Origin of the sequence: Streptomyces sp. NBC_01214 (genome assembly GCF_026340975.1) — a bacterium.
In the GTDB taxonomy this organism is placed as follows: Bacteria; Actinomycetota; Actinomycetes; order Streptomycetales; family Streptomycetaceae; genus Streptomyces.
The window spans coordinates 568,459-586,731 of the sequence record NZ_JAPEOS010000001.1; the positions used below are offsets into that span (position 1 = coordinate 568,459).

The 18,273-nt window shown below is 71.2% G+C and carries 17 protein-coding genes and 3 tRNA genes; 10 read left to right on the forward strand and 10 right to left on the reverse strand.

Annotation, left to right across the window (positions count from 1 at the left end; translation table 11 throughout):
* Positions 1 to 203: 203 nt before the first annotated feature.
* Positions 204 to 1,691: a N,N-dimethylformamidase beta subunit family domain-containing protein gene (locus tag OG594_RS02840; RefSeq protein ID WP_266594910.1), complete on the forward strand. Its 1,488-nt coding sequence runs from the start codon at positions 204 to 206 to the stop codon at positions 1,689 to 1,691.
* 98 nt (positions 1,692 to 1,789) lie between these two features.
* Positions 1,790 to 2,695 carry a phosphoribosylaminoimidazolesuccinocarboxamide synthase gene (locus OG594_RS02845; protein WP_266594911.1) on the forward strand — a complete coding sequence of 302 codons (906 nt, stop codon included), beginning with the start codon at positions 1,790 to 1,792 and terminating at the stop codon, positions 2,693 to 2,695.
* A 47-nt stretch (positions 2,696 to 2,742) separates the two neighbouring features.
* Here the strand turns inward: OG594_RS02845 and OG594_RS02850 are convergent.
* From OG594_RS02850 to OG594_RS02885, 8 genes are all read right to left on the reverse strand, one after another.
* Positions 2,743 to 2,815: transfer RNA gene (locus OG594_RS02850), tRNA-Gly, on the reverse strand.
* A gap of 22 nt (positions 2,816 to 2,837) precedes the next feature.
* On the reverse strand, positions 2,838 to 3,449 hold the full coding sequence (locus OG594_RS02855; protein WP_266594912.1) for a response regulator: 612 nt from the start codon (positions 3,447 to 3,449) through the stop codon (positions 2,838 to 2,840).
* Entirely contained in the window at positions 3,446 to 4,687 is a 1,242-nt protein-coding gene (locus tag OG594_RS02860) for a sensor histidine kinase (protein WP_266594913.1), read from the reverse strand. The genes OG594_RS02855 and OG594_RS02860 overlap by 4 nt, the downstream gene beginning before the upstream one ends.
* Before the next feature lie 22 nt (positions 4,688 to 4,709).
* Complete coding sequence (locus OG594_RS02865) at positions 4,710 to 5,474, reverse strand: ABC transporter permease (protein WP_266594914.1); 765 nt, start codon at positions 5,472 to 5,474, stop codon at positions 4,710 to 4,712.
* Positions 5,471 to 6,418: an ABC transporter ATP-binding protein gene (locus OG594_RS02870; RefSeq protein ID WP_266594915.1), complete on the reverse strand. Its 948-nt coding sequence runs from the start codon at positions 6,416 to 6,418 to the stop codon at positions 5,471 to 5,473. Before OG594_RS02870 ends, OG594_RS02865 begins: the two co-directional genes overlap by 4 nt.
* A gap of 150 nt (positions 6,419 to 6,568) precedes the next feature.
* A tRNA-Gly gene (locus OG594_RS02875) sits at positions 6,569 to 6,641 on the reverse strand.
* Between the two features lie 74 nt (positions 6,642 to 6,715).
* Positions 6,716 to 6,787, reverse strand: a tRNA-Gly gene (locus tag OG594_RS02880).
* An 88-nt stretch (positions 6,788 to 6,875) separates the two neighbouring features.
* A complete protein-coding gene (locus OG594_RS02885) occupies positions 6,876 to 7,193 on the reverse strand; it encodes an Lsr2 family protein (protein ID WP_266594916.1) in 318 nt (105 codons plus the stop codon).
* 326 nt (positions 7,194 to 7,519) lie between these two features.
* Between OG594_RS02885 and purS the strand changes: the two genes are divergently transcribed.
* The 6 genes from purS to OG594_RS02915 all read left to right on the forward strand — a co-directional run bounded on the left by purS (position 7,520) and on the right by OG594_RS02915 (position 13,776).
* Positions 7,520 to 7,765 carry a phosphoribosylformylglycinamidine synthase subunit PurS gene (gene purS / locus OG594_RS02890; RefSeq protein WP_030009438.1) on the forward strand — a complete coding sequence of 82 codons (246 nt, stop codon included), beginning with the start codon at positions 7,520 to 7,522 and terminating at the stop codon, positions 7,763 to 7,765.
* Between the two features lie 2 nt (positions 7,766 to 7,767).
* The gene (purQ, locus tag OG594_RS02895; RefSeq protein ID WP_266594917.1) at positions 7,768 to 8,448 is read left to right on the forward strand and encodes a phosphoribosylformylglycinamidine synthase subunit PurQ; all 681 of its coding nucleotides are present in this window, start codon (positions 7,768 to 7,770) and stop codon (positions 8,446 to 8,448) included.
* Complete coding sequence (purL, locus tag OG594_RS02900; RefSeq protein ID WP_266594918.1) at positions 8,445 to 10,718, forward strand: phosphoribosylformylglycinamidine synthase subunit PurL; 2,274 nt, start codon at positions 8,445 to 8,447, stop codon at positions 10,716 to 10,718. Before purQ ends, purL begins: the two co-directional genes overlap by 4 nt.
* Before the next feature lie 141 nt (positions 10,719 to 10,859).
* A complete protein-coding gene (locus tag OG594_RS02905) occupies positions 10,860 to 12,116 on the forward strand; it encodes a hypothetical protein (RefSeq protein WP_266594919.1) in 1,257 nt (418 codons plus the stop codon).
* Between the two features lie 17 nt (positions 12,117 to 12,133).
* Positions 12,134 to 12,922 (forward strand): maleylpyruvate isomerase family mycothiol-dependent enzyme, encoded by a 789-nt coding sequence (locus OG594_RS02910; RefSeq protein ID WP_266594920.1) that lies wholly within the window; start codon positions 12,134 to 12,136, stop codon positions 12,920 to 12,922.
* 50 nt (positions 12,923 to 12,972) lie between these two features.
* Positions 12,973 to 13,776 carry an META domain-containing protein gene (locus tag OG594_RS02915; RefSeq protein WP_266594921.1) on the forward strand — a complete coding sequence of 268 codons (804 nt, stop codon included), beginning with the start codon at positions 12,973 to 12,975 and terminating at the stop codon, positions 13,774 to 13,776.
* 12 nt (positions 13,777 to 13,788) lie between these two features.
* Here the strand turns inward: OG594_RS02915 and OG594_RS02920 are convergent, their stop codons facing one another.
* On the reverse strand, positions 13,789 to 15,222 hold the full coding sequence (locus OG594_RS02920) for a sulfatase (protein ID WP_266594922.1): 1,434 nt from the start codon (positions 15,220 to 15,222) through the stop codon (positions 13,789 to 13,791).
* A 119-nt stretch (positions 15,223 to 15,341) separates the two neighbouring features.
* Positions 15,342 to 15,464 (reverse strand): putative leader peptide, encoded by a 123-nt coding sequence (locus OG594_RS47340; protein ID WP_351150916.1) that lies wholly within the window; start codon positions 15,462 to 15,464, stop codon positions 15,342 to 15,344.
* Between the two features lie 122 nt (positions 15,465 to 15,586).
* On the opposite strand from OG594_RS47340, the gene purF reads away from it, so the two are divergent.
* Positions 15,587 to 17,104 carry an amidophosphoribosyltransferase gene (gene purF / locus OG594_RS02925; protein WP_030009390.1) on the forward strand — a complete coding sequence of 506 codons (1,518 nt, stop codon included), beginning with the start codon at positions 15,587 to 15,589 and terminating at the stop codon, positions 17,102 to 17,104.
* Positions 17,105 to 17,195: 91 nt separating this feature from the next.
* The gene (gene purM, locus OG594_RS02930) at positions 17,196 to 18,266 is read left to right on the forward strand and encodes a phosphoribosylformylglycinamidine cyclo-ligase (RefSeq protein WP_266594923.1); all 1,071 of its coding nucleotides are present in this window, start codon (positions 17,196 to 17,198) and stop codon (positions 18,264 to 18,266) included.
* The last annotated feature ends 7 nt before the right edge of the window (positions 18,267 to 18,273 follow it).

Genomic DNA, 18,273 nt, shown 5'->3' on the forward strand with positions numbered 1-18,273 from the left:
TACGAGCAACCGGATGTCAATGTTCCGATCACGTCAATTCACGACGAACAGTGACGGACTGCGTGCGTTATGTGATGTGCTGGGACCGGTCGCGGCTGGACGTCCCGAGGCGGGCGCCGAGAAACACCGCCTCAGCTCAGCCAGGAGCCGCGCGCCGAGGCGCGGTGTACGCCCGTTCGGGGGATCGAGGGAGGGGAGCGGTCATGGGTGCGGACCAGATCCGTCGCTGGGAGTCAGGTGCGCTCGCGCACGCGGTGTCCGACCCCTTCGGGCAGGGCCCCCTGCCCTGGTTCCGGGGCAGCGAGCTCTACTTCGACGACACCGGCCAGGTCGTGCCCTGGTACGTGGACCCGGCCGCCGCGGCCGCCGGCACCGGCCAGATCCCCCGCGCCCGCGGAAACGGCGGCCCCCGCACCGCCGACGACGTGCACCGCCAGATCAAGGGCTTCGCCTCCACCGGCGGCGTGGCCCCCGGTGAGGCCATCGACTTCCACATCACCGTCGACCCGCCCCAGCAGTTCTCCGTCGACGTCTACCGGATCGGCCACTACGGCGGCGACGGAGCCTCCAAGATCACCACCAGCCCCCGGCTCTCCGGCATCGTCCAGCCGGCCCCCCTCGCCGCCGACCGCACGGTCTCCTGCCACCACTGGTGGCTGTCCTGGCGCCTCCAGGTGCCCTCCTACTGGAGCGTCGGCGCGTACGTCGCCGTGCTCACCACCGCCGACGGCTACCGCTCCCACATCCCCTTCACGGTCCGCGACGACCACCCCGCCGACCTCCTGCTCCTGCTCCCCGACATCACCTGGCAGGCCTACAACCTCTATCCGGAGGACGGCCGCAGCGGCGCCAGCCTCTACCACGCCTGGGACGAGGAGGGCCGGCTGCTCGGCGAGCAGGACGCCGCCGTCACCGTGTCCTTCGACCGCCCCTACGCGGGCGCCGGCCTGCCCCTGCACGTCGGCCACGCCTACGACTTCATCCGCTGGGCCGAGCGCTACGGCTACGACATCGCCTACGCCGACACCCGCGACCTGCACGCCGGCCGCGTCGACCCGACCCGCTACCGCGGCCTGGTCTTCCCCGGCCACGACGAGTACTGGTCGGCTCCCATGCGCCGCACCGTCGAGCGCGCCCGCCGGCACGGCACCTCGCTCGTCTTCCTCTCCGCCAACACCATGTACTGGCAGGTCGAGCTCGGCCCGTCGCCCTCCGGGGTCGCCGACCGGCTCCTGACCTGCCGAAAACGGCGCGGCCCGGGCCGCCCCAGCTTGTGGCGCGAGGTCGACCGCCCGGAGCAGCAGCTGCTCGGCATCCAGTACGCGGGCCGGGTCCCCGAACCCGCGCCGCTGATCGTGCGCAACGCCACCCACTGGCTCTGGGACTCCACCGGCGCGGGCGAGAACGACGAGCTGCCCGGCCTGGTGGCGGGTGAGGCCGACCGCTACTTCCCGCGCACCCAGCTCCCCGAGCACCAGGACCGGATCCTGCTGGCGCACTCTCCGTACCTCGACAGCGAGGGTCACCGCCGCCACCAGGAGACCTCCCTCTACCGGGCGCCCAGCGGCGCGCTGGTCTTCGCGTCCGGCACGTTCGCCTGGTCCCCGGCCCTCGACCGCCCCGGCCACGTCGACGAGCGCGTGCAGCGGGCCACGGCCAATCTCCTCGACCGGATCTGCAAGCACGACTGACCCGCCGCGGACCCGGGGCCGGACCACCCGCGTCCGCCGGGGCGGGTCCGGTGCGGGAGAATCGGGGTGCGCTTCATACAGATCTACAGGGAGACCCCGTGTCCGGATTCGTCGAAAAGCCCGAGCCGGTTCAGGTTCCGGGCCTCGTCCACCTCCACACCGGCAAGGTGCGCGACCTCTACCGTGACGAGGACGGCCGCCTCGTCATGGTCGCCAGCGACCGCATGTCCGCCTTCGACTGGGTGCTGCCCACGGAGATCCCGGACAAGGGCCGCGTCCTGACGCAGCTCTCCCTGTGGTGGTTCGACCAGCTCGCGGACCTCGTCCCGAACCACGTCATCTCCACCGACCTGCCCGCCGGCGCCCCTGCCGACTGGGCCGGCCGCACCCTGATCTGCAAGAACCTCGACATGGTCCCGGTCGAGTGCGTGGCCCGCGGCTACCTCACCGGCTCGGGCCTCGCCGAGTACAACCAGACCCGCACGGTCTGCGGCCTCGGCCTCCCCGAGGGCCTCGTGGACGGCTCCGAGCTGCCGGGCCCGATCTTCACCCCGGCCGCCAAGGCCGAGGTCGGCGAGCACGACGAGAACGTCACCTACGAGGAGGTCGCGCGCACCACCGGCGTCGAGACGGCCGCGCTGCTGCGCCAGACCACCCTCGCCGTCTACAGCCGCGCCCGGGACATCGCCCGTGGGCGTGGGATCATCCTGGCCGACACCAAGTTCGAGTTCGGGTTCGACCCGAAGGACGGCACCCTGGTCGCCGCGGACGAGGTGCTGACCCCGGACTCCTCCCGCTTCTGGCCGGCCGACCAGTGGGAGCCGGGCCGTTCGCAGCCCTCCTTCGACAAGCAGTACGTCCGCGACTGGCTGGCCTCGGAAGCCTCCGGCTGGGACCGGAAGGGCGAACTGCCCCCGCCGGCCCTCCCGACGCAGGTCGTCGCGCAGACCCGTGCGAAGTACATCGAGGCGTACGAGCGCCTGACCGGCCTGGACTGGTCGTAGGGGAACGAAGAAGCCCCGGTCCGAGGACCGGGGCTTCTTCCTTACAGAGCGGACAACGCGACTCGAACGCGCGACATCCACCTTGGCAAGGTGGTGCTCTACCAACTGAGCTATGTCCGCAAGCGCCGTAAGGCGAGACCTACTATACCCAACCCCGCTCCCTCGCGAGACGCACTGCCGTGTGCCGGTTCTCGGCACCCAGCTTCGTGGCCGCCGAGGACAGGTAGTTGCGGACGGTCCCCTGCGAGAGCGAGGCGCGCTCCGCGATCTCCGCGATCGGCGCCCCGTCCCCCGCCAGCTCCAGCACTTCGGCCTCCCGGGCGGTCAGCGGGGAGTCCCCGGCGCTGATCGCGTCGGCCGCCAACTCCGGGTCGACATAACGGCCTCCGGCGTGCACGGTCCGGATCAGCTCGGCCAGCCGCTGCGCCGAGACCGTCTTCGGGGCGAAGGCCCGCACCCCCGCCGCCAGGGCCCGCTTCAGGTGTCCGGGACGGCCGTGACTGGTCACGATCATCGTCTTGCAGCCGGGCAGTTCGGCCCGCAGGGATGTGGCGACATTCACACCGTCCGCCCCCGGCATCTGCAGGTCCAGCACCGCCACGTCCGGCCGGTGGGCCCGCGCCATCGCCAGCGCCTCGGGGCCCGAGGCCGCCTCCGCGACGACCAGCAGGTCGTCCTCCAGCGCGAGGAGCGCGGCCAGCGCCCCGCGGATCAAGTGCTCGTCGTCGGCGAGCAGTACGCGTACGGGGCTCATGCCCGCACCTCCAGTCCCTCGAGCCGTCCGCCCGGTATCTCCGCACGCAGCCGGAACCGGCCGTCGCCGACCAGTCCCGCCTCCAGCGTCCCTTCCAGCACCGCGAGCCGTTCCCGCAGCCCGGCCAGTCCCGAGCCGGGCGGCCCCGCGGGGGCCTCCGGCGCGCCGTCGTTCTCCACCACCAGCGTCACGGGGCCGCTCTCCGGAGCCGCCAGCCGGATCCGGCAGCGCTGTGCGTCCCCGTGCCGCAGCACGTTCGTCGTGGCCTCGCGGACCACCCAGCCGAGCGCCGACTGGACCTCGGAGGGCAGCTCCCGGTCCGCCCGGAAATCCACGCGGCAGTCCATCCCGGCCGCGCTGAGCACCCCGCGCGCGCCTTCCAGTTCCACCGCGAGGTCCGCCTCCCGGTAGCCCCGCACCACGTCCCGTACCTCCCGCTGGGAGTCCTGGGCGATCCGCTGCACCTCGATCATCTGCTCCACCGCCTCCGGCCGTTCGCGCCGGGCCAGCTGTATCGCCAGCTCGCTCTTGAGCGCGATCACCGCCAGGTTGCGGCCCATCACGTCGTGCAGGTCACGGCCGAACCGCAGGCGTTCCTCCGCCACCGCAAGGCGTGCCTGGACCTCGCGGGCCCGGTCGAGTTCGTGGACGGTCCTCAGCAGCCAGGCCGAGAACCCGCTGGTGGCGCTGAAGAACAGGCAGCACAGCAGCACCCCGCCGAAGTACGCCAGAGCATGTGCGGCCGGCAGGCCCAGGGCGAGCGCGGCCACCCCCGTCCCGGCCGCCGCGACCGGGGCGACGTACCGCATGTTCCGGACCGACCGCATGCAGAGCACCAGCGATCCGGCGGTGAAACAGGTGAGCCCCAGCACCAGCGTCGGAGCCAACGCCGGCGCGTCGATCTTCCCGGTCGCCTTCAGGGCGAGGATCACCAGGACGGCCGCGGCCGAAAGGGCGGCCGTGGCCGCCGCCGGCCGGGTGGGGCGTTCGCGCCGCCCCACCACCCAGGTGAGCGCCTTGGAGGAAAGCACCCCGCACAGCACCGCGTGGGCGCACAGCAGCAGGAAGAGCGAGAAGGGCAGCGCCAGATCGGAGGAGTTCTCGGCGGCGGCGCCCAACGCCGGCATTCCGAACGACATGATCTCGATCAGCACGAACAGGTGGAACGACCCCCGTGTGTAGAGCTCGACCTTCCCCGCACTGCTGCGGTTCTTCCACCACCCGGTCAGCTTCGACACGGTTCCCGTCCCCCGACTCGTTCTAGCGACGCGGTTCCCAGCGGAACCACCGCTGGACAGCAAACACGCTGATCACGATCCAGGCCAGCGTGTTGAGCCCGGCCCCCATGAGGTCCCCGCCCTCCGCGCCGCCGCTCCAGCCGGCCCGTACGAGGGTCATCACGCCGCTCAGCGGCAGCAGTTCGCACAGGGAGGCCGCCAGGTCGGGCAGCGAGTCCGTCGGCGCGAACAGCCCCGCGCCGACCACGGTCGCCAGGAACAGCGGCAGCGTGGTGAGGCCCGCGGTCTCCACCGTGCGGGTGAAGGAGCTGGTCACCGCGGACAGCGCGGCGAGCAGCAGGACGCCGGCGAGGACGGCCGCCACGAGCAGCAGCGGGTTCTGCGGCATGCGCACGTCCAGGGCGACCGCCCCGGCGACCGCGAGGACGGCGATCTGGCCGAGGGCCAGGCAGGCGGCGGGCAGCGCGGTCCCGGCCAGGATCTCCAGGTCCCGGGCTTCGCCGGTGCGCAGCCGCTTGAGGACGAGCTCCTCGCGCCGGGCGACGTAGGCGGAGACCAGGTTCATGTAGACGACGAGGAGCAGCACCATGCCGATCCCGCCGGTCAAGGTGGCCTCGCCGATGGCCTCGGCGCCTTCGACACCGCTGAGGGAGGAGCGCAGGATGAACACCATCAGCAGGGGCATCAGGAGGGCCACGCCGAGCGTGGCCCGGTTGCGCACCAGCAGGGTGAGTTCGGAGCGGCCGAGCGCGGTGATCCGGCCGGCGTTCAGGGTGAGCGTGTTCATCGGGTCCCCGCCATCGTGTCGTCGTCGGTGCGGTCGCCGGCGCTGCGGCGGTTCTGGGCGATCTCCAGGAAGGCCTCCTCCAGGGAGGCGGACCGGGCGTCGAGCCCGGCCAGTTCCACGCCGTTCTCCCGGGCCCAGCCGAGCAGTTCGGTCAGGTCCTCCTGGAGCCGTTCGGTACGGATCTCCATGCGCTGCCCGAAGGCGGCCGCCCGCAACGACAGCGGCAGCCGTGCGGCGGGCACCCCGTCGGGCAGGGTGAAGTGGATCCGGGCCGGCCGGGTGGCGGTCACCTCGGCCGGAGTGCCGGTCAGGACCAGCTCGCCCTCGTGGAGGATCGCGAGGCGGTCCGCGAGCTCCTCGGCCTCTTCCAGGTAGTGCGTGGTCAGCAGCACCGTGGTGCCCTGCTCCCGCAGCTCGCGCACCAGGGCCCAGGTGTCCCGGCGGCCTTCGGGGTCCATGCCGGTGGTGGGCTCGTCCAGGAAGAGCACCTCGGGCCGGCCGAGCAGGGCCAGCGCCAGGTCCAGGCGCCGCCGCTCACCGCCGGACAGCTGCTTCACGCGTACGGAGGACCGTGCGGCCAGGCCGACCAGCTCCAGCACCTCGGCCGCCGGGCGGGCGCCGGTGGTGACCCCGCCCCACATCCGGACCGTCTCGGTGACCGAGAGGTCGGAGGGGAAGCCGCCCTCCTGGAGCATGACCCCGGTGCGCGGCCGGACCTCGGCCCGCCGGGTGAGGGGGTCGAGGCCGAAGACGCGGACCTGCCCGCCGCTCGGCGCGGCCAGTCCCTCCAGCAGCTCGACGGTGGAGGTCTTGCCCGCGCCGTTGGTGCCGAGCAGGGCGAAGATCTCGCCCCGCGCCACGGAGAAGGAGACGCCCCGTACGGCCTCGAATCCTCCGGTGTAGCCGCGGCGCAGGTCCCGGGCTTCGATCACGGTGTCAGTCATGACTCAAGCGTCGCGGCGCCCGGACCGGGTCGGCAGTGCGCGCTGTCATGACCGGCGATGACATTTGTCAGGGTGCCCGTGGCCGGAGGTGGGGATAGGGGATATGCGAAGAAGGCCCCGATCGCAATGATCGGGGCCTTCTGCATACAGAGCGGACGACGCGACTCGAACGCGCGACATCCACCTTGGCAAGGTGGTGCTCTACCAACTGAGCTACGTCCGCATGCACTGCACCGCCGTGAGGCGATGCGTGCATCACTCTACCCGATCCACAGCAGTGGTCCGGAAGTGATGCAGAGCGGGTGACAGGAATTGCACACTGCGCCTTCCCTCTGGAAGAGGGATGTTCTGCTACTGAACTACACCCGCACGACCTCTGGGGCTTTGACCTGCGGTCTGGCCCCTCGGCGTGATCCACACACTAGCCGATGGATGGGGGTGCATGGCAAATCGACGCTCAGTGGGCCTCGTTGTAGGCCTCGTAGATCTTCTTCGGGATGCGCCCGCGCGGGGGCACCTCGAACTGGTTCGACCGGGCCCAGGCGCGGACGACCGCCGGGTCCGGGGCGACGGCGGTGTGCCGGAAGGCCTTCCCCGAGCGCGACTGGCGACGGCCGGCGGCCACGAAGGGGGCGAGGCCCTTCCGCAGTTTCTTTGCGTTCGCCGCATTGAGGTCGATCTCGTAGGACTTTCCGTCCAGAGCGAACACGACCGTTTCCGCCGCTTCTCCGCCATCGATGTCGTCGGAGAACGTGACTACTACGCGCTGCGCCACGGATATCGGTCCCTTCGTGCGACGTCGCCACCTGCTGACGTGCGGTGATGTCGCCTGTGTGGATGTTTCGGGGCAATGCAACTTTCATCCGGAATCCGGAGTGATTCCTTTGTACCGCGATTCCCATTGCAATGCGAAGCCCAGTTAATTCTCTCCGCGTGTCCCGCCGCAATGCTGGGCGCGTGGTTTTCCGGCGGATTTTGCGAAGCGTTGGTGAAGCCGAAACGCCCCGGTGATCACGGCCCCGGGATATCTACCCGCGTAGAAATTTCCGCCGGGTACGCTGATGGAACCGCCTTCGCACCAACCACACACGGGAGTGCCCGATGGCACGCGTCGTAGTCGACGTCATGCTCAAGCCGGAGATCCTCGACCCCCAGGGCCAGGCGGTGCAGCGTGCACTGCCGCGCCTGGGATTCGAAGGGATCGCCGACGTCCGCCAGGGGAAGCGCTTCGAGCTCGAGGTGGAGGGACCGGTCGACCAGGCCGCCCTCGACCGCATCCACAAGATGGCCGAAACGTTCCTCGCCAACACCGTCATCGAAGACTTCACCGTGAAGGTCGAGGCCTGACGGTGACCACTCGCATCGGAGTCGTCACGTTCCCCGGAACGCTCGACGACCGTGACTCGCTGCGCGCCGTCCGCCTCGCGGGGGCGGAGCCGGTCTCGCTGTGGCACCGCGACAAGGACCTGCACCAGGTCGACGCGGTCGTCCTCGCGGGCGGCTTCTCCTACGGGGACTACCTGCGCGCCGGGGCCATCTCCCGCTTCTCGCCGGTGATGGAGACCATCATCGAGCAGGCCAAGGGCGGCATGCCCGTCCTGGGCATCTGCAACGGCTTCCAGGTCCTCACCGAGGCCCACCTGCTGCCGGGGGCGATGCTCCGGAACAACCACCTGCACTTCATCTGCCGCGACCAGAAGCTGCGGGTGGAGAACGCGGAGACCGCGTGGACCGGCGACTACACCGCCGGCCAGGAGATCTCCGTACCGCTCAAGAACATGGACGGCCGCTACACCGCCGACGAGCGCACGCTCGACGAACTGGAGGCCGAAGGTCGAGTGGCCTTCCGCTACCTGGACGGCAACCCGAACGGTTCGCTGCGCGACATCGCAGGCATCACCAACGCCGCGGGCAACATCGTCGGCCTCATGCCGCACCCCGAGCACGCGGTCGAGCCGCTGATCGGGACGGGCCGCACCGACGGCCTCCCGTTCTTCACCTCGGTCCTGAAGAAGCTGGTCAGCGCATGAGCCTCGACACCGTCAAGAACGCCTCCGAAACCCCGGACGCCTCCCAGCCCTGGAAGGAACTCGGCCTCAAGGAGGACGAGTACGCCCGGATCCGGGAGATCCTCGGCCGCCGCCCCACGGGCGCCGAGCTCGCCATGTACTCGGTCATGTGGTCCGAGCACTGCTCGTACAAGAGCAGCAAGGTCCACCTGAAGCAGTTCGGTGAGAAGGCCCCCCAGAACGACGCCATGCTCGTCGGCATCGGCGAGAACGCCGGCGTCGTCGACGTCGGCCAGGGCTACGCGGTCACCTTCAAGGTCGAGTCGCACAACCACCCGTCGTACATCGAGCCCTACCAGGGCGCGGCCACCGGCATCGGCGGCATCGTCCGCGACATCCTCGCGATGGGCGCCCGCCCGGTCGCGGTCGTGGACCCGCTGCGCTTCGGCGCTGCCGACCACCCCGACACCCGGCGCGTCCTGCCCGGCGTCGTCGCGGGCATCGGCGGCTACGGCAACTGCCTGGGCCTGCCCAACATCGGCGGCGAGGTCGTCTTCGACGCCTGCTACCAGGGCAACCCGCTGGTCAACGCCGGCTGCATCGGCGTGATGAAGCACGAGGACATCCACCTCGCCAAGGCCTCCGGCCCCGGCAACAAGGTCATCCTCTACGGCGCCCGCACCGGCGGCGACGGCATCGGCGGCGTCTCGGTCCTCGCGTCCGAGACCTTCGACGCTGCGTCTGACAGTGCCGATGGCACGGGCAAGCCCAAGAAGCGCCCCGCCGTGCAGGTCGGCGACCCCTTCCAGGAGAAGCTCCTCATCGAGTGCACCCTGGAGATCTTCAAGGAGAAGCTGGTCGCGGGCATCCAGGACCTCGGCGGCGCCGGGCTCTCCTGCGCGACCTCCGAGCTCGCCTCCGCCGGTTCCGGCGGCATGCGGGTCGAGCTGGACACCGTGCCGCTGCGCGACGCGACGCTCTCGCCCGAGGAAATCCTCATGAGCGAGTCGCAGGAGCGCATGTGCGCGATCGTCGAGCCGCAGCACGTCGACCGCTTCATGGAGATCTGCGAGAAGTGGGACGTCATCGCCACCGTCATCGGTGAGGTGACCGAGGGCGAGCGCCTGGAGATCTTCTGGCACGGCGAGCAGATCGTGGACGTGCCCCCGGGCACCGTCGCCCACGAGGGCCCCGTCTACAACCGCCCCTACGCGCGCCCCTCCTGGCAGGACGCGCTCCAGGCGGACGACGCCGGCAAGCTGCCGCGGCCGCAGACCTCCGAGGAGCTGCGCGCGCAGGTCCTGGCCCTGGTCTCGTCCCCGAACCAGGCGTCCAAGTCGTGGGTCACCGACCAGTACGACCGCTTCGTACAGGGCAACACGGTGCTCTCCCAGCCCGAGGACGCCGGCATGGTCCGCATCGACGAGGAATCCAACCTCGGCGTCGCCATGGCCACCGACGGCAACGGCCGCTTCGCCAAGCTCGACCCGTACACGGGCGCGCAGCTGGCGCTGGCGGAGTCGTACCGCAACGTGGCGGCGACCGGCGCCAAGCCGCTGGCCATCTCCGACTGCCTGAACTTCGGTTCCCCCGAGGACCCGGACGTCATGTGGCAGTTCGCCGAGGCCTGCCGCGGTCTGGCGGACGGCTGCCTGGAGCTGGGCACCCCGGTGACCGGCGGCAACGTCTCGCTCTACAACCAGACGGGCGACACCGCGATCCACCCGACCCCGGTCGTGGCGGTCCTCGGTGTGATCGACGACGTCAACCGCCGTACGCCGATGGCCTTCAAGGAGGCCGGCCAGCTGCTGTACCTGCTGGGCGACACGGCCGAGGAGTTCGGCGGCTCGGCCTGGTCCCAGGTCGTCCACGACCACCTCGGCGGCATGCCGCCGAAGGTGGACCTGGGCCGCGAGAAGCTGCTCGCCGAGATCCTGATCTCCGCCTCGCGCGACGGCATGATCGACGCCGCGCACGACCTGTCCGACGGCGGCGTGATCCAGGCGCTCACCGAGTCCTGCCTGCGCGGCGGCAACGGTGCCCGGATCGTGGTGCCCGAGGGCCTGGACGCCTTCACCTTCCTGTTCTCCGAGTCCGCGGGCCGGGCCATCGTGGCCGTCTCGCGCAGCGAGGAGCTCCGCTTCACCGACATGTGCGGTGCGCGCGGCCTGCCGGTCGCCCGCATCGGTGTGGTGGACGGCGAGGAGATCGAGATCCAGGGCGAGTTCACCCTCCCCCTGGCCGAGCTCCGCGAGGCCCACGAGACGACCATCCCGGCGCTGCTGGCCTGATCCCCGGCGACAGCCCTGTCGAAGCCCCGCACGCAGTGCCGTGCGGGGCTTCGGCGTGGGGGCCCGCAGCAACTGGCCGTAGCGATTCCGTAGCCCGCAAAACCCTTCTGACCTGCGGGATCCCGCCCGCATACTGGCGCCGTGAGCGACAAGGTGAAGTACCTGCCACAGGCCGCGATACCTGACGCAGACGTTCCCGTCTGGCGCACCGAGGACGCCGAACGATGGCGGAAGGCGGCCGTCCCGGCCGTGTTCGGGCCGGTCTTCGGCGCGTGGGCGCTGGTCCTGCTGGTGTTCGGCGCGGTCGTCCTGCTGGGGTGGAGCGATCCGCAGGCGCCGGACCGCGGTACCTCCTGGGAGGGGTACCCGGCCGCCGTCCTGCTGGTCGGCCTGCCCCTCTGGTACCGGATGATCCCGGCCGGGACCGTCCTGGCCACGCCCGTCCTGGTCGGGTACACGCTGTTTGAGCTGGCCGGTCTGCCCGAGTCGGACGGTCCGGGCCGGGTCGGGTCCTGGCTGGTCGTCGCCCTGTGCGGCGCGGCCTTCACGGGGGCGCTGCTGCGGCTGCGGGCCCGCCGCGGGCAGTGCGCCCTCGCGCTGGCCGCCGCCGGGGACGGCCGCCGGGAACTCCCCGACGCACTGCCCCGGCGCCACCACCGCCGCGGCCTGGCGATGATCCTGACCGGCGGCGGGCTCTGCCTCGCCGCGGCCGCCCTCCTCTGGTGGGCCCTGGCCCGGGACCTCGGCGCGGCCCCGGAGCACCCGTACGACGCCACGGGACAACAGGTCCTGGCCCTCCTGCTGCTGGTGCCCGCGACGGCGCTGCTCGGCCGGGGCATCGGCGCCCGCCGCGCCGCCCGGCGCCTGCACGCCGGACCGCAGCCCGCCCTCCGCGTCGGGATCCGGGCCGACTCCCTCACGTACAGCTGGCTGTACGCGGACGTCCGGGACAGGTCGGGCCAGCCCCTGATCGCCTTCCGCGACCACGTCGAGAACACCGCCGACCACGTACGGACCCTGCTCGGCGGCTCCGAGGAGCGGCTGCGCACCGAGCACCACGACGTCAACTGGTTCTCCGAGCCGATCGAGGCCGTCCTGTACGGCGCTCCGTTCGAGGGCGCGGAGGTCGTCCTGGAGCACGCGGCGTTCTACGGCAACACCCGGATCACCACCAGCGTGCTGGCCGTACCGCTGCACCCGCGCCGCCGGCACGGCCTCAAGCCGTGGCGCGCGGCCGGGCGCTCGGCCACCCTCAAGGAACGCGAGGGGCGGGCGGCGCACCGGGCCAAGGCCGCCGAGAGCGGTTCCGGCGGTTCCGGCTGCGGGACCTCCTCCAGCGGCTGCGGCAGCAGCAGTTGTGGAAGCAGCTGCGGCGGCGGCTGCGGCGGCGGCGACTGATCCGGCAGACTCGCCGCATGGCATCCAGGACCCGCACCCGAACGTACGACCCCGCGAAGATCCGCGCGGCCGTCACCGCACAGTTCGCGCACGTCGTCGGGGCCGTGGCGGACCTCGGACCCGAACAGCTGGCCCGGCCCAGCGGGCTCGGGGACTGGACCGTGGCCGAACTCGCCGGGCACATCGCCTGGATCGCCGACTCGCTGGCGGGGGGCCTGGCCCGGCCGCCCGCCGCCGTCGCGGAGCTGTCGGCGGTCGAGTGGCCCTTTGCGACCGCCTCCCTCGCCGGGAAGATCTCCGAGGCGGCCCGGGAGACCCTGACCGGGGCCCCGCTGCCCGAGCTGTACGAACGGGCGGCCGCCCGGATGGCGCAGGCGCTCGCGGCCAATCCGGGCGACCGCGTGCTGGACCTGTGGATCGGGGACATGACCCTGGCCGACTTCCTGGTCACCCGGACCGTGGAACTGGTGGTCCACACCGACGACCTGAACCGGGCCGCCGGACTGGACGTCCCGATCGACCGACAGGCGCTGGCCGCCTGCACCCGGCTGCTCGCCGACGCCCTCGCCCTCAAGGCACCGGGCGGCTCCGTCGAGGTCCGCGTCCCGCCCTTCGCGGTCGTCCAGTGCGTCCAGGGCCCGCGGCACACCCGCGGCACCCCGCCGAACGTGGTGGAGACCGACCCGCTGACCTGGATCCGGCTCGCCACCGGCCGTACGGGATGGGCCACCGCCGTCGACGGGGCCCAGGTACGGGCCAGTGGCGAGCGGGCCGATCTGTCGGCGCTGCTCCCGCTGATGAGCTGAGGGGAACAACCATGGTGGAACCACCGCGACACCCGGTCCGTCCCAGGGACATGCCCACCTTCCGGCACGTTCCCGCCCCCACGGCCCTGGCCCTCGTCCTCGCGCTCGCCCTGGCCGGCTGCGGCCGGGCCGAGGACGGCCGCGCCCGGCTGCCCGACCCCGTGGGTTCCTGGGCCGTCGAGTCCCTGACCACGGGTGGCCGCACCCTGCACGCGCCCGAGACCGCCCACCTCGACATCGGCCCGAACCAGGTCAAGGGCAACTACGGCTGCAACGGCTTCACCGCGGTGGCGGCCTTCGCCGGTCCCTCCGCGGTGACCGTCACGCCCGGCGCCTCGACCACCATGGCCTGCGCGGACATGGAGTTCGAGACGGCCTTCGCCAAGCTGTTCCAGGGCAAGTTGACGATCGACCGGGGACCCGACCGGCTCACCCTGAAGACCGCCGACGGGAGCACCATCGCCATGACGTCCGCGCCCGCGGTCACGGACGCCCCGCTCACCACGACCGAGTGGACCGTAGAGTCCCTGGTCAGCGGTGGGACCGCGGCCTCCCTGCCCACCGAGGCGGCCGGGAAGGCACGGTTCACCATCGCCCCGGACCTCGCCGTGAGCGGCAACCTCGGCTGCAACCGGTTCAGCACCCGGGCCACCGTCGACGGCTCCACGGTCACCTTCGGGCCGCTGACCTCGACCAAGATGGCCTGCGAGGGACCGGTGGGCGAGGTGGAGCGGACGCTGACCGAGCTGTTCGGCAGCGGCCCGCTCACCGCGAAGACCGAGGGCCGGACCCTCACCCTCACCGCACCCGACGGCAAGGGCCTGACCGCGAAGGCGGCCTCCGCCGCCGAGTGACCCCGCGGGCGGTCATCCCGGATAGGGCAGCAGCCCGGCGTCCACCTTCTCCCAGGCCGCCCGCAGCTGCGCCAGCCGGGCCGGCTCCACGGCGGCCTTGTCGGCCTGCTCGCGGACGTCCCCGGCCAGGTTGAACAGCTGGTCCCGGCCCGCCTTGCCGCGGTAGTACTTCCAGTCCCCGCGGCGCAGCGCCCGCTCGCCCCGGACCCGCCAGAACAGGTCCCGCTCGGCGACCTTCTCGCCGCGCAGCAGGTACCCGGCCAGGCTCACCCCGTCCAGCGGGTGGGCCCGGTCGGGCCGCGCCCCGGCCAGCTCCAGCAGCGTCGCCGTCCAGTCCGGGCTGAACACCGGGACGTGGCTGACCTGCCCGCCGTCCAGCCGGGCGGGCCAGCGCGCGATGGTGGGCACCCGGATCCCGCCCTCCTGGAGGGAGGCCTTGTTGCCGGACAGCGGCCAGTTGTACGAGAAGCGCTCGCCGCCGTTGTCGCTGGAGAAGACCACGAGGGTGTCCTCCTCCTGGCCGGAACGCTTCAGCGCCGCCAGCACCTTGCCGATCGAGCGGTCGAGGTCCTCGACCATCTCCTTGTACTTCTCGACCGAGCCGCCGTCCTGGTGCCACAGGGCGCGCCCGTCGCCCGCCTTGATCCGGCGGACGATCTCGGCGCTCTGCTCGGTGTCCCCGTCGGCGATCCACGGCCAGTGCGGGGTGGTGAAGTTGAGGTTCAGCAGCCACGGCTTGCCGCGGTGGTCGCGGGAGACGTACTCGCTGGCCCGCTCGGTGATGATCCGGGTGTAGTAGCGCAGGTCCTTGTACGCGGCGTCGCCCTCGTACAGGTCGTACTCACCGCCCAGGCCCAGCTTGGAGTAGTACTCCAGGGCGCCGCCGAAGTTGCCGAAGAACTCGTCCCAGCCGGACCTGGTCGGGCTGTAGTCGGGCAGGTAGCCCGCGTGCCACTTGCCGATCAGCGCGGTGGCGTAGCCGGCGGACTTCAGCAGCGAGGCCAGCGTCGGGTGCGTGGGGTCCAGGCCGACGGACTTGTCGGCGATCGGTTCGGCCAGTCCGCCCTTGGTCCGGCCCGGGTAGCGCCCGGTATAGAGGCTGAACCGGGTCGGCGAGCAGGTCGCGGAGCCCGAGTAGGCGTCCGTGAACCGGACGCCCTGGCGGGCGAGGCGGTCCAGGTTCGGGGTCTTGATGTGCGGCGAGCCGTACGAGGAGAGATCGGCCCAGCCGAGGTCGTCGCCGAGGACGAACAGGATGTTCGGCCGGCGGGACGGCCGGGGCCGCCCGGCCCGGAACTCCCGTTCCTGCGGCAGGTCCTGCCCGTCCCCGGCGGCCGGGGCGGCGGCGGCCGGGGCGGCGCCCAGCCCCACCGTCGCGGCGGCCGCGCTCACGCCGACCGCACCGCCGAAGGCGCGCCGGGACAGGTTGGGTTCGTACGAGGTCACAGGTACTCCAAGGCACGGCCCGCCGGCCCGCCCCGGGCGGCGCGGGACGGCGCGCGGCACGGCAGGGCGGGCTTTCGGGCAGGGGTCAGGAAAAGAAAAGAACGCAAAGCGGCGTGTGACTACGCAGAACAGCGACAGATGGCGCTCGCGACACGGACAAGGTCCACGTGCCGGCGCTCGACGAGGGTGACGGTACGGTCACCGAGAGGCTGCATGGGGCGAGAGCCTGTACGAATGCCCATGCGCCTGTCAACAAGGGCATTCCGGATACCGAGACGGAATGGATCGGTCACCCTCTGTGCTGTGACATTTCCCGGCCGTCCCCAATTCGGACCAGTGGTCGATCTCGCCTACACTCGGGAGCGTGCCTCGTGGTGATGGACGACTCAACCACGACCTGCTCCCCGGCGAAAAGGGCCCCCAGGACGCTTGCGGCGTCTTCGGTGTCTGGGCTCCGGGTGAAGAGGTCGCCAAGCTCACCTACTTCGGACTGTATGCCCTGCAGCACCGTGGACAAGAGTCCGCGGGAATCGCTGTGAGCAACGGTTCCCAGATCCTCGTCTTCAAGGACATGGGCCTCGTTTCCCAAGTCTTCGACGAAACCTCTCTCGGCTCGCTCCAAGGTCATATCGCGGTCGGTCACGCCCGCTATTCGACCACCGGGGCCTCCGTCTGGGAGAACGCCCAGCCGACCTTCCGTGCGACCGCCCACGGCTCCATTGCCCTGGGTCACAACGGCAACCTGGTGAACACCGCCGAGCTTGCCGAGATGGTCGCCGACCTCCCCCGTCAGGACGGCCGTGCCACCCAGGTGGCCGCCACCAATGACACCGACCTGGTCACCGCCCTGCTCGCCGGTCAGACCGACGACGAGGGCAAGCCCCTGACCATCGAGGAGTCGGCCGCCAAGGTCCTGCCTCAGGTCAAGGGCGCCTTCTCCCTCGTCTTCATGGACGAGGGGACCCTCTACACCGCCCGTGACCCGCAGGGCATCCGCCCGCTGGTCCTCGGCCGCCTGGAGCGCGGCTGGGTGGTCGCGAGCGAGACCGCCGCCCTCGACATCTGCGGCGCCAGCTTCGTCCGCGAGGTCGAGCCGGGCGAGCTCATCGCGATCGACGAGAACGGTCTGCGCACCTCTCGATTCGCGGAAGCGAAGCCCAAGGGCTGTGTCTTCGAGTACGTCTACCTGGCGCGCCCGGACACCGACATCGCCGGCCGGAACGTCTACCTCTCGCGTGTCGAGATGGGCCGGCGCCTGGCCAAGGAAGCCCCGGTCGACGCCGATCTGGTGATAGCGACGCCGGAATCCGGCACGCCCGCCGCCGTCGGATACGCCGAAGCCAGCGGGATTCCGTACGGATCGGGCCTGGTCAAGAACGCCTACGTGGGCCGGACCTTCATCCAGCCCTCGCAGACGATCCGCCAGCTCGGCATCCGGCTCAAGCTCAACCCCCTCAAGGAAGTCATCCGGGGCAAGCGCCTGGTGGTCGTCGACGACTCGATCGTCCGCGGCAACACCCAGCGCGCCCTGGTCAAGATGCTCCGCGAGGCCGGCGCGGCGGAGGTCCACATCCGGATCTCCTCGCCGCCGGTGAAGTGGCCGTGCTTCTTCGGCATCGACTTCGCCACCCGGGCCGAGCTGATCGCCAACGGCATGACGGTCGACGAGATCGCCACCTCCCTGGGCGCGGACTCGCTCTCGTACATCTCGCTCGACGCGATGGTCGAGGCGACCACGATCCAGAAGCCCAACCTCTGCCGTGCCTGCTTCGACGGCGAGTACCCGATGGAGCTGCCCGACCCGCAGCTCCTGGGCAAGCAGCTGCTGGAGTCCGAGCTCGCCGGCGGTACGGACGCCGCCGACGCGCTCCGCCGCCCGTAGCCCTGGCTCAACCTGCGCCGGGCCCTGTCTTTGAGGCTTCTCCCAGGGCCCGGCACCACACGCAGTAACGACACGAAAGCTCTCTCCTGTCATGACAGAGAAGACCACCGGTGCCAGCTACGCAGCCGCAGGCGTGGACATCGAAGCGGGCGACCGCGCCGTCGAGCTGATGAAGGAGTGGGTGAAGAAGACGCAGCGCCCCGAGGTCCTCGGTGGCCTCGGCGGCTTCGCCGGCCTCTTCGACGCCTCCGCCCTCAAGCGCTACGAGCGCCCGCTGCTCGCCTCGGCCACCGACGGCGTCGGCACCAAGGTGGACATCGCCCGCCAGCTCGGCGTGTACGACACCATCGGCCACGACCTGGTGGCGATGGTCATGGACGACATCGTCGTCTGTGGTGCCGAGCCGCTCTTCATGACCGACTACATCTGCGTCGGCAAGGTGCACCCCGAGCGTGTCGCGGCGATCGTCAAGGGCATCGCCGAGGGCTGCGTCCTCGCCGGCTGCGCCCTGGTGGGCGGCGAGACCGCCGAGCACCCCGGCCTGCTGGGTCCGGACGACTTCGACGTGGCCGGTGCCGGAACGGGCGTCGTCGAGTACGACCGCCTGCTCGGCGCGGATCGCATCCGTACGGGTGACGCCGTCATCGCGATGGCGTCGTCCGGCCTTCACTCGAACGGGTACTCGCTGGTCCGCCACGTCCTCTTCGAGCGCGCCAAGATGTCGCTGGAGAGCCACGTGGAGGAGCTCGGCCGCACCCTCGGCGAGGAGCTCCTGGAGCCCACCAAGATCTACTCGCTGGACTGCATGGCCCTCACCCGTACGGCCGAGGTGCACGCCTACTCGCACATCACCGGCGGCGGCCTCGCGGCGAACCTGGCCCGGGTCATCCCGGACCACCTGCACGCCACGGTCGACCGTTCGACCTGGACCCCCGGCGCCATCTTCGACCTGGTCGGCAAGGCCGGTCAGGTGGAGCAGCTGGAACTGGAGAAGACCCTGAACATGGGCGTCGGCATGATGGCCGTCGTTCCGCAGGAGTCGGTGGACGTGGCGCTGACCGCGCTGGCCGACCGGGGTGTCGACGCATGGGTCGCGGGAGAGATCCTGGACCGCGGCGACCACACCGAGGGCGCGACCATGACCGGCACCTACGCGAGCTGAGCAGCAC

Bases quoted from the DNA above. Each gene is read 5' to 3' on its own strand.
- OG594_RS02840 (WP_266594910.1), top strand. From the start codon at position 204: ATGGGTGCGGACCAGATCCGTCGCTGGGAGTCAGGTGCGCTCGCGCAC.
- OG594_RS02855 (WP_266594912.1), bottom strand. From the start codon at position 3,449: ATGAGCCCCGTACGCGTACTGCTCGCCGACGACGAGCACTTGATCCGC.
- OG594_RS02865 (WP_266594914.1), bottom strand. From the start codon at position 5,474: ATGAACACGCTCACCCTGAACGCCGGCCGGATCACCGCGCTCGGCCGC.
- OG594_RS02870 (WP_266594915.1), bottom strand. From the start codon at position 6,418: ATGACTGACACCGTGATCGAAGCCCGGGACCTGCGCCGCGGCTACACC.
- purS (WP_030009438.1), top strand. From the start codon at position 7,520: ATGGCACGCGTCGTAGTCGACGTCATGCTCAAGCCGGAGATCCTCGAC.
- purL (WP_266594918.1), top strand. From the start codon at position 8,445: ATGAGCCTCGACACCGTCAAGAACGCCTCCGAAACCCCGGACGCCTCC.
- OG594_RS02910 (WP_266594920.1), top strand. From the start codon at position 12,134: ATGGCATCCAGGACCCGCACCCGAACGTACGACCCCGCGAAGATCCGC.
- OG594_RS02915 (WP_266594921.1), top strand. From the start codon at position 12,973: ATGCCCACCTTCCGGCACGTTCCCGCCCCCACGGCCCTGGCCCTCGTC.
- OG594_RS47340 (WP_351150916.1), bottom strand. From the start codon at position 15,464: ATGGGCATTCGTACAGGCTCTCGCCCCATGCAGCCTCTCGGTGACCGT.
- purM (WP_266594923.1), top strand. From the start codon at position 17,196: ATGACAGAGAAGACCACCGGTGCCAGCTACGCAGCCGCAGGCGTGGAC.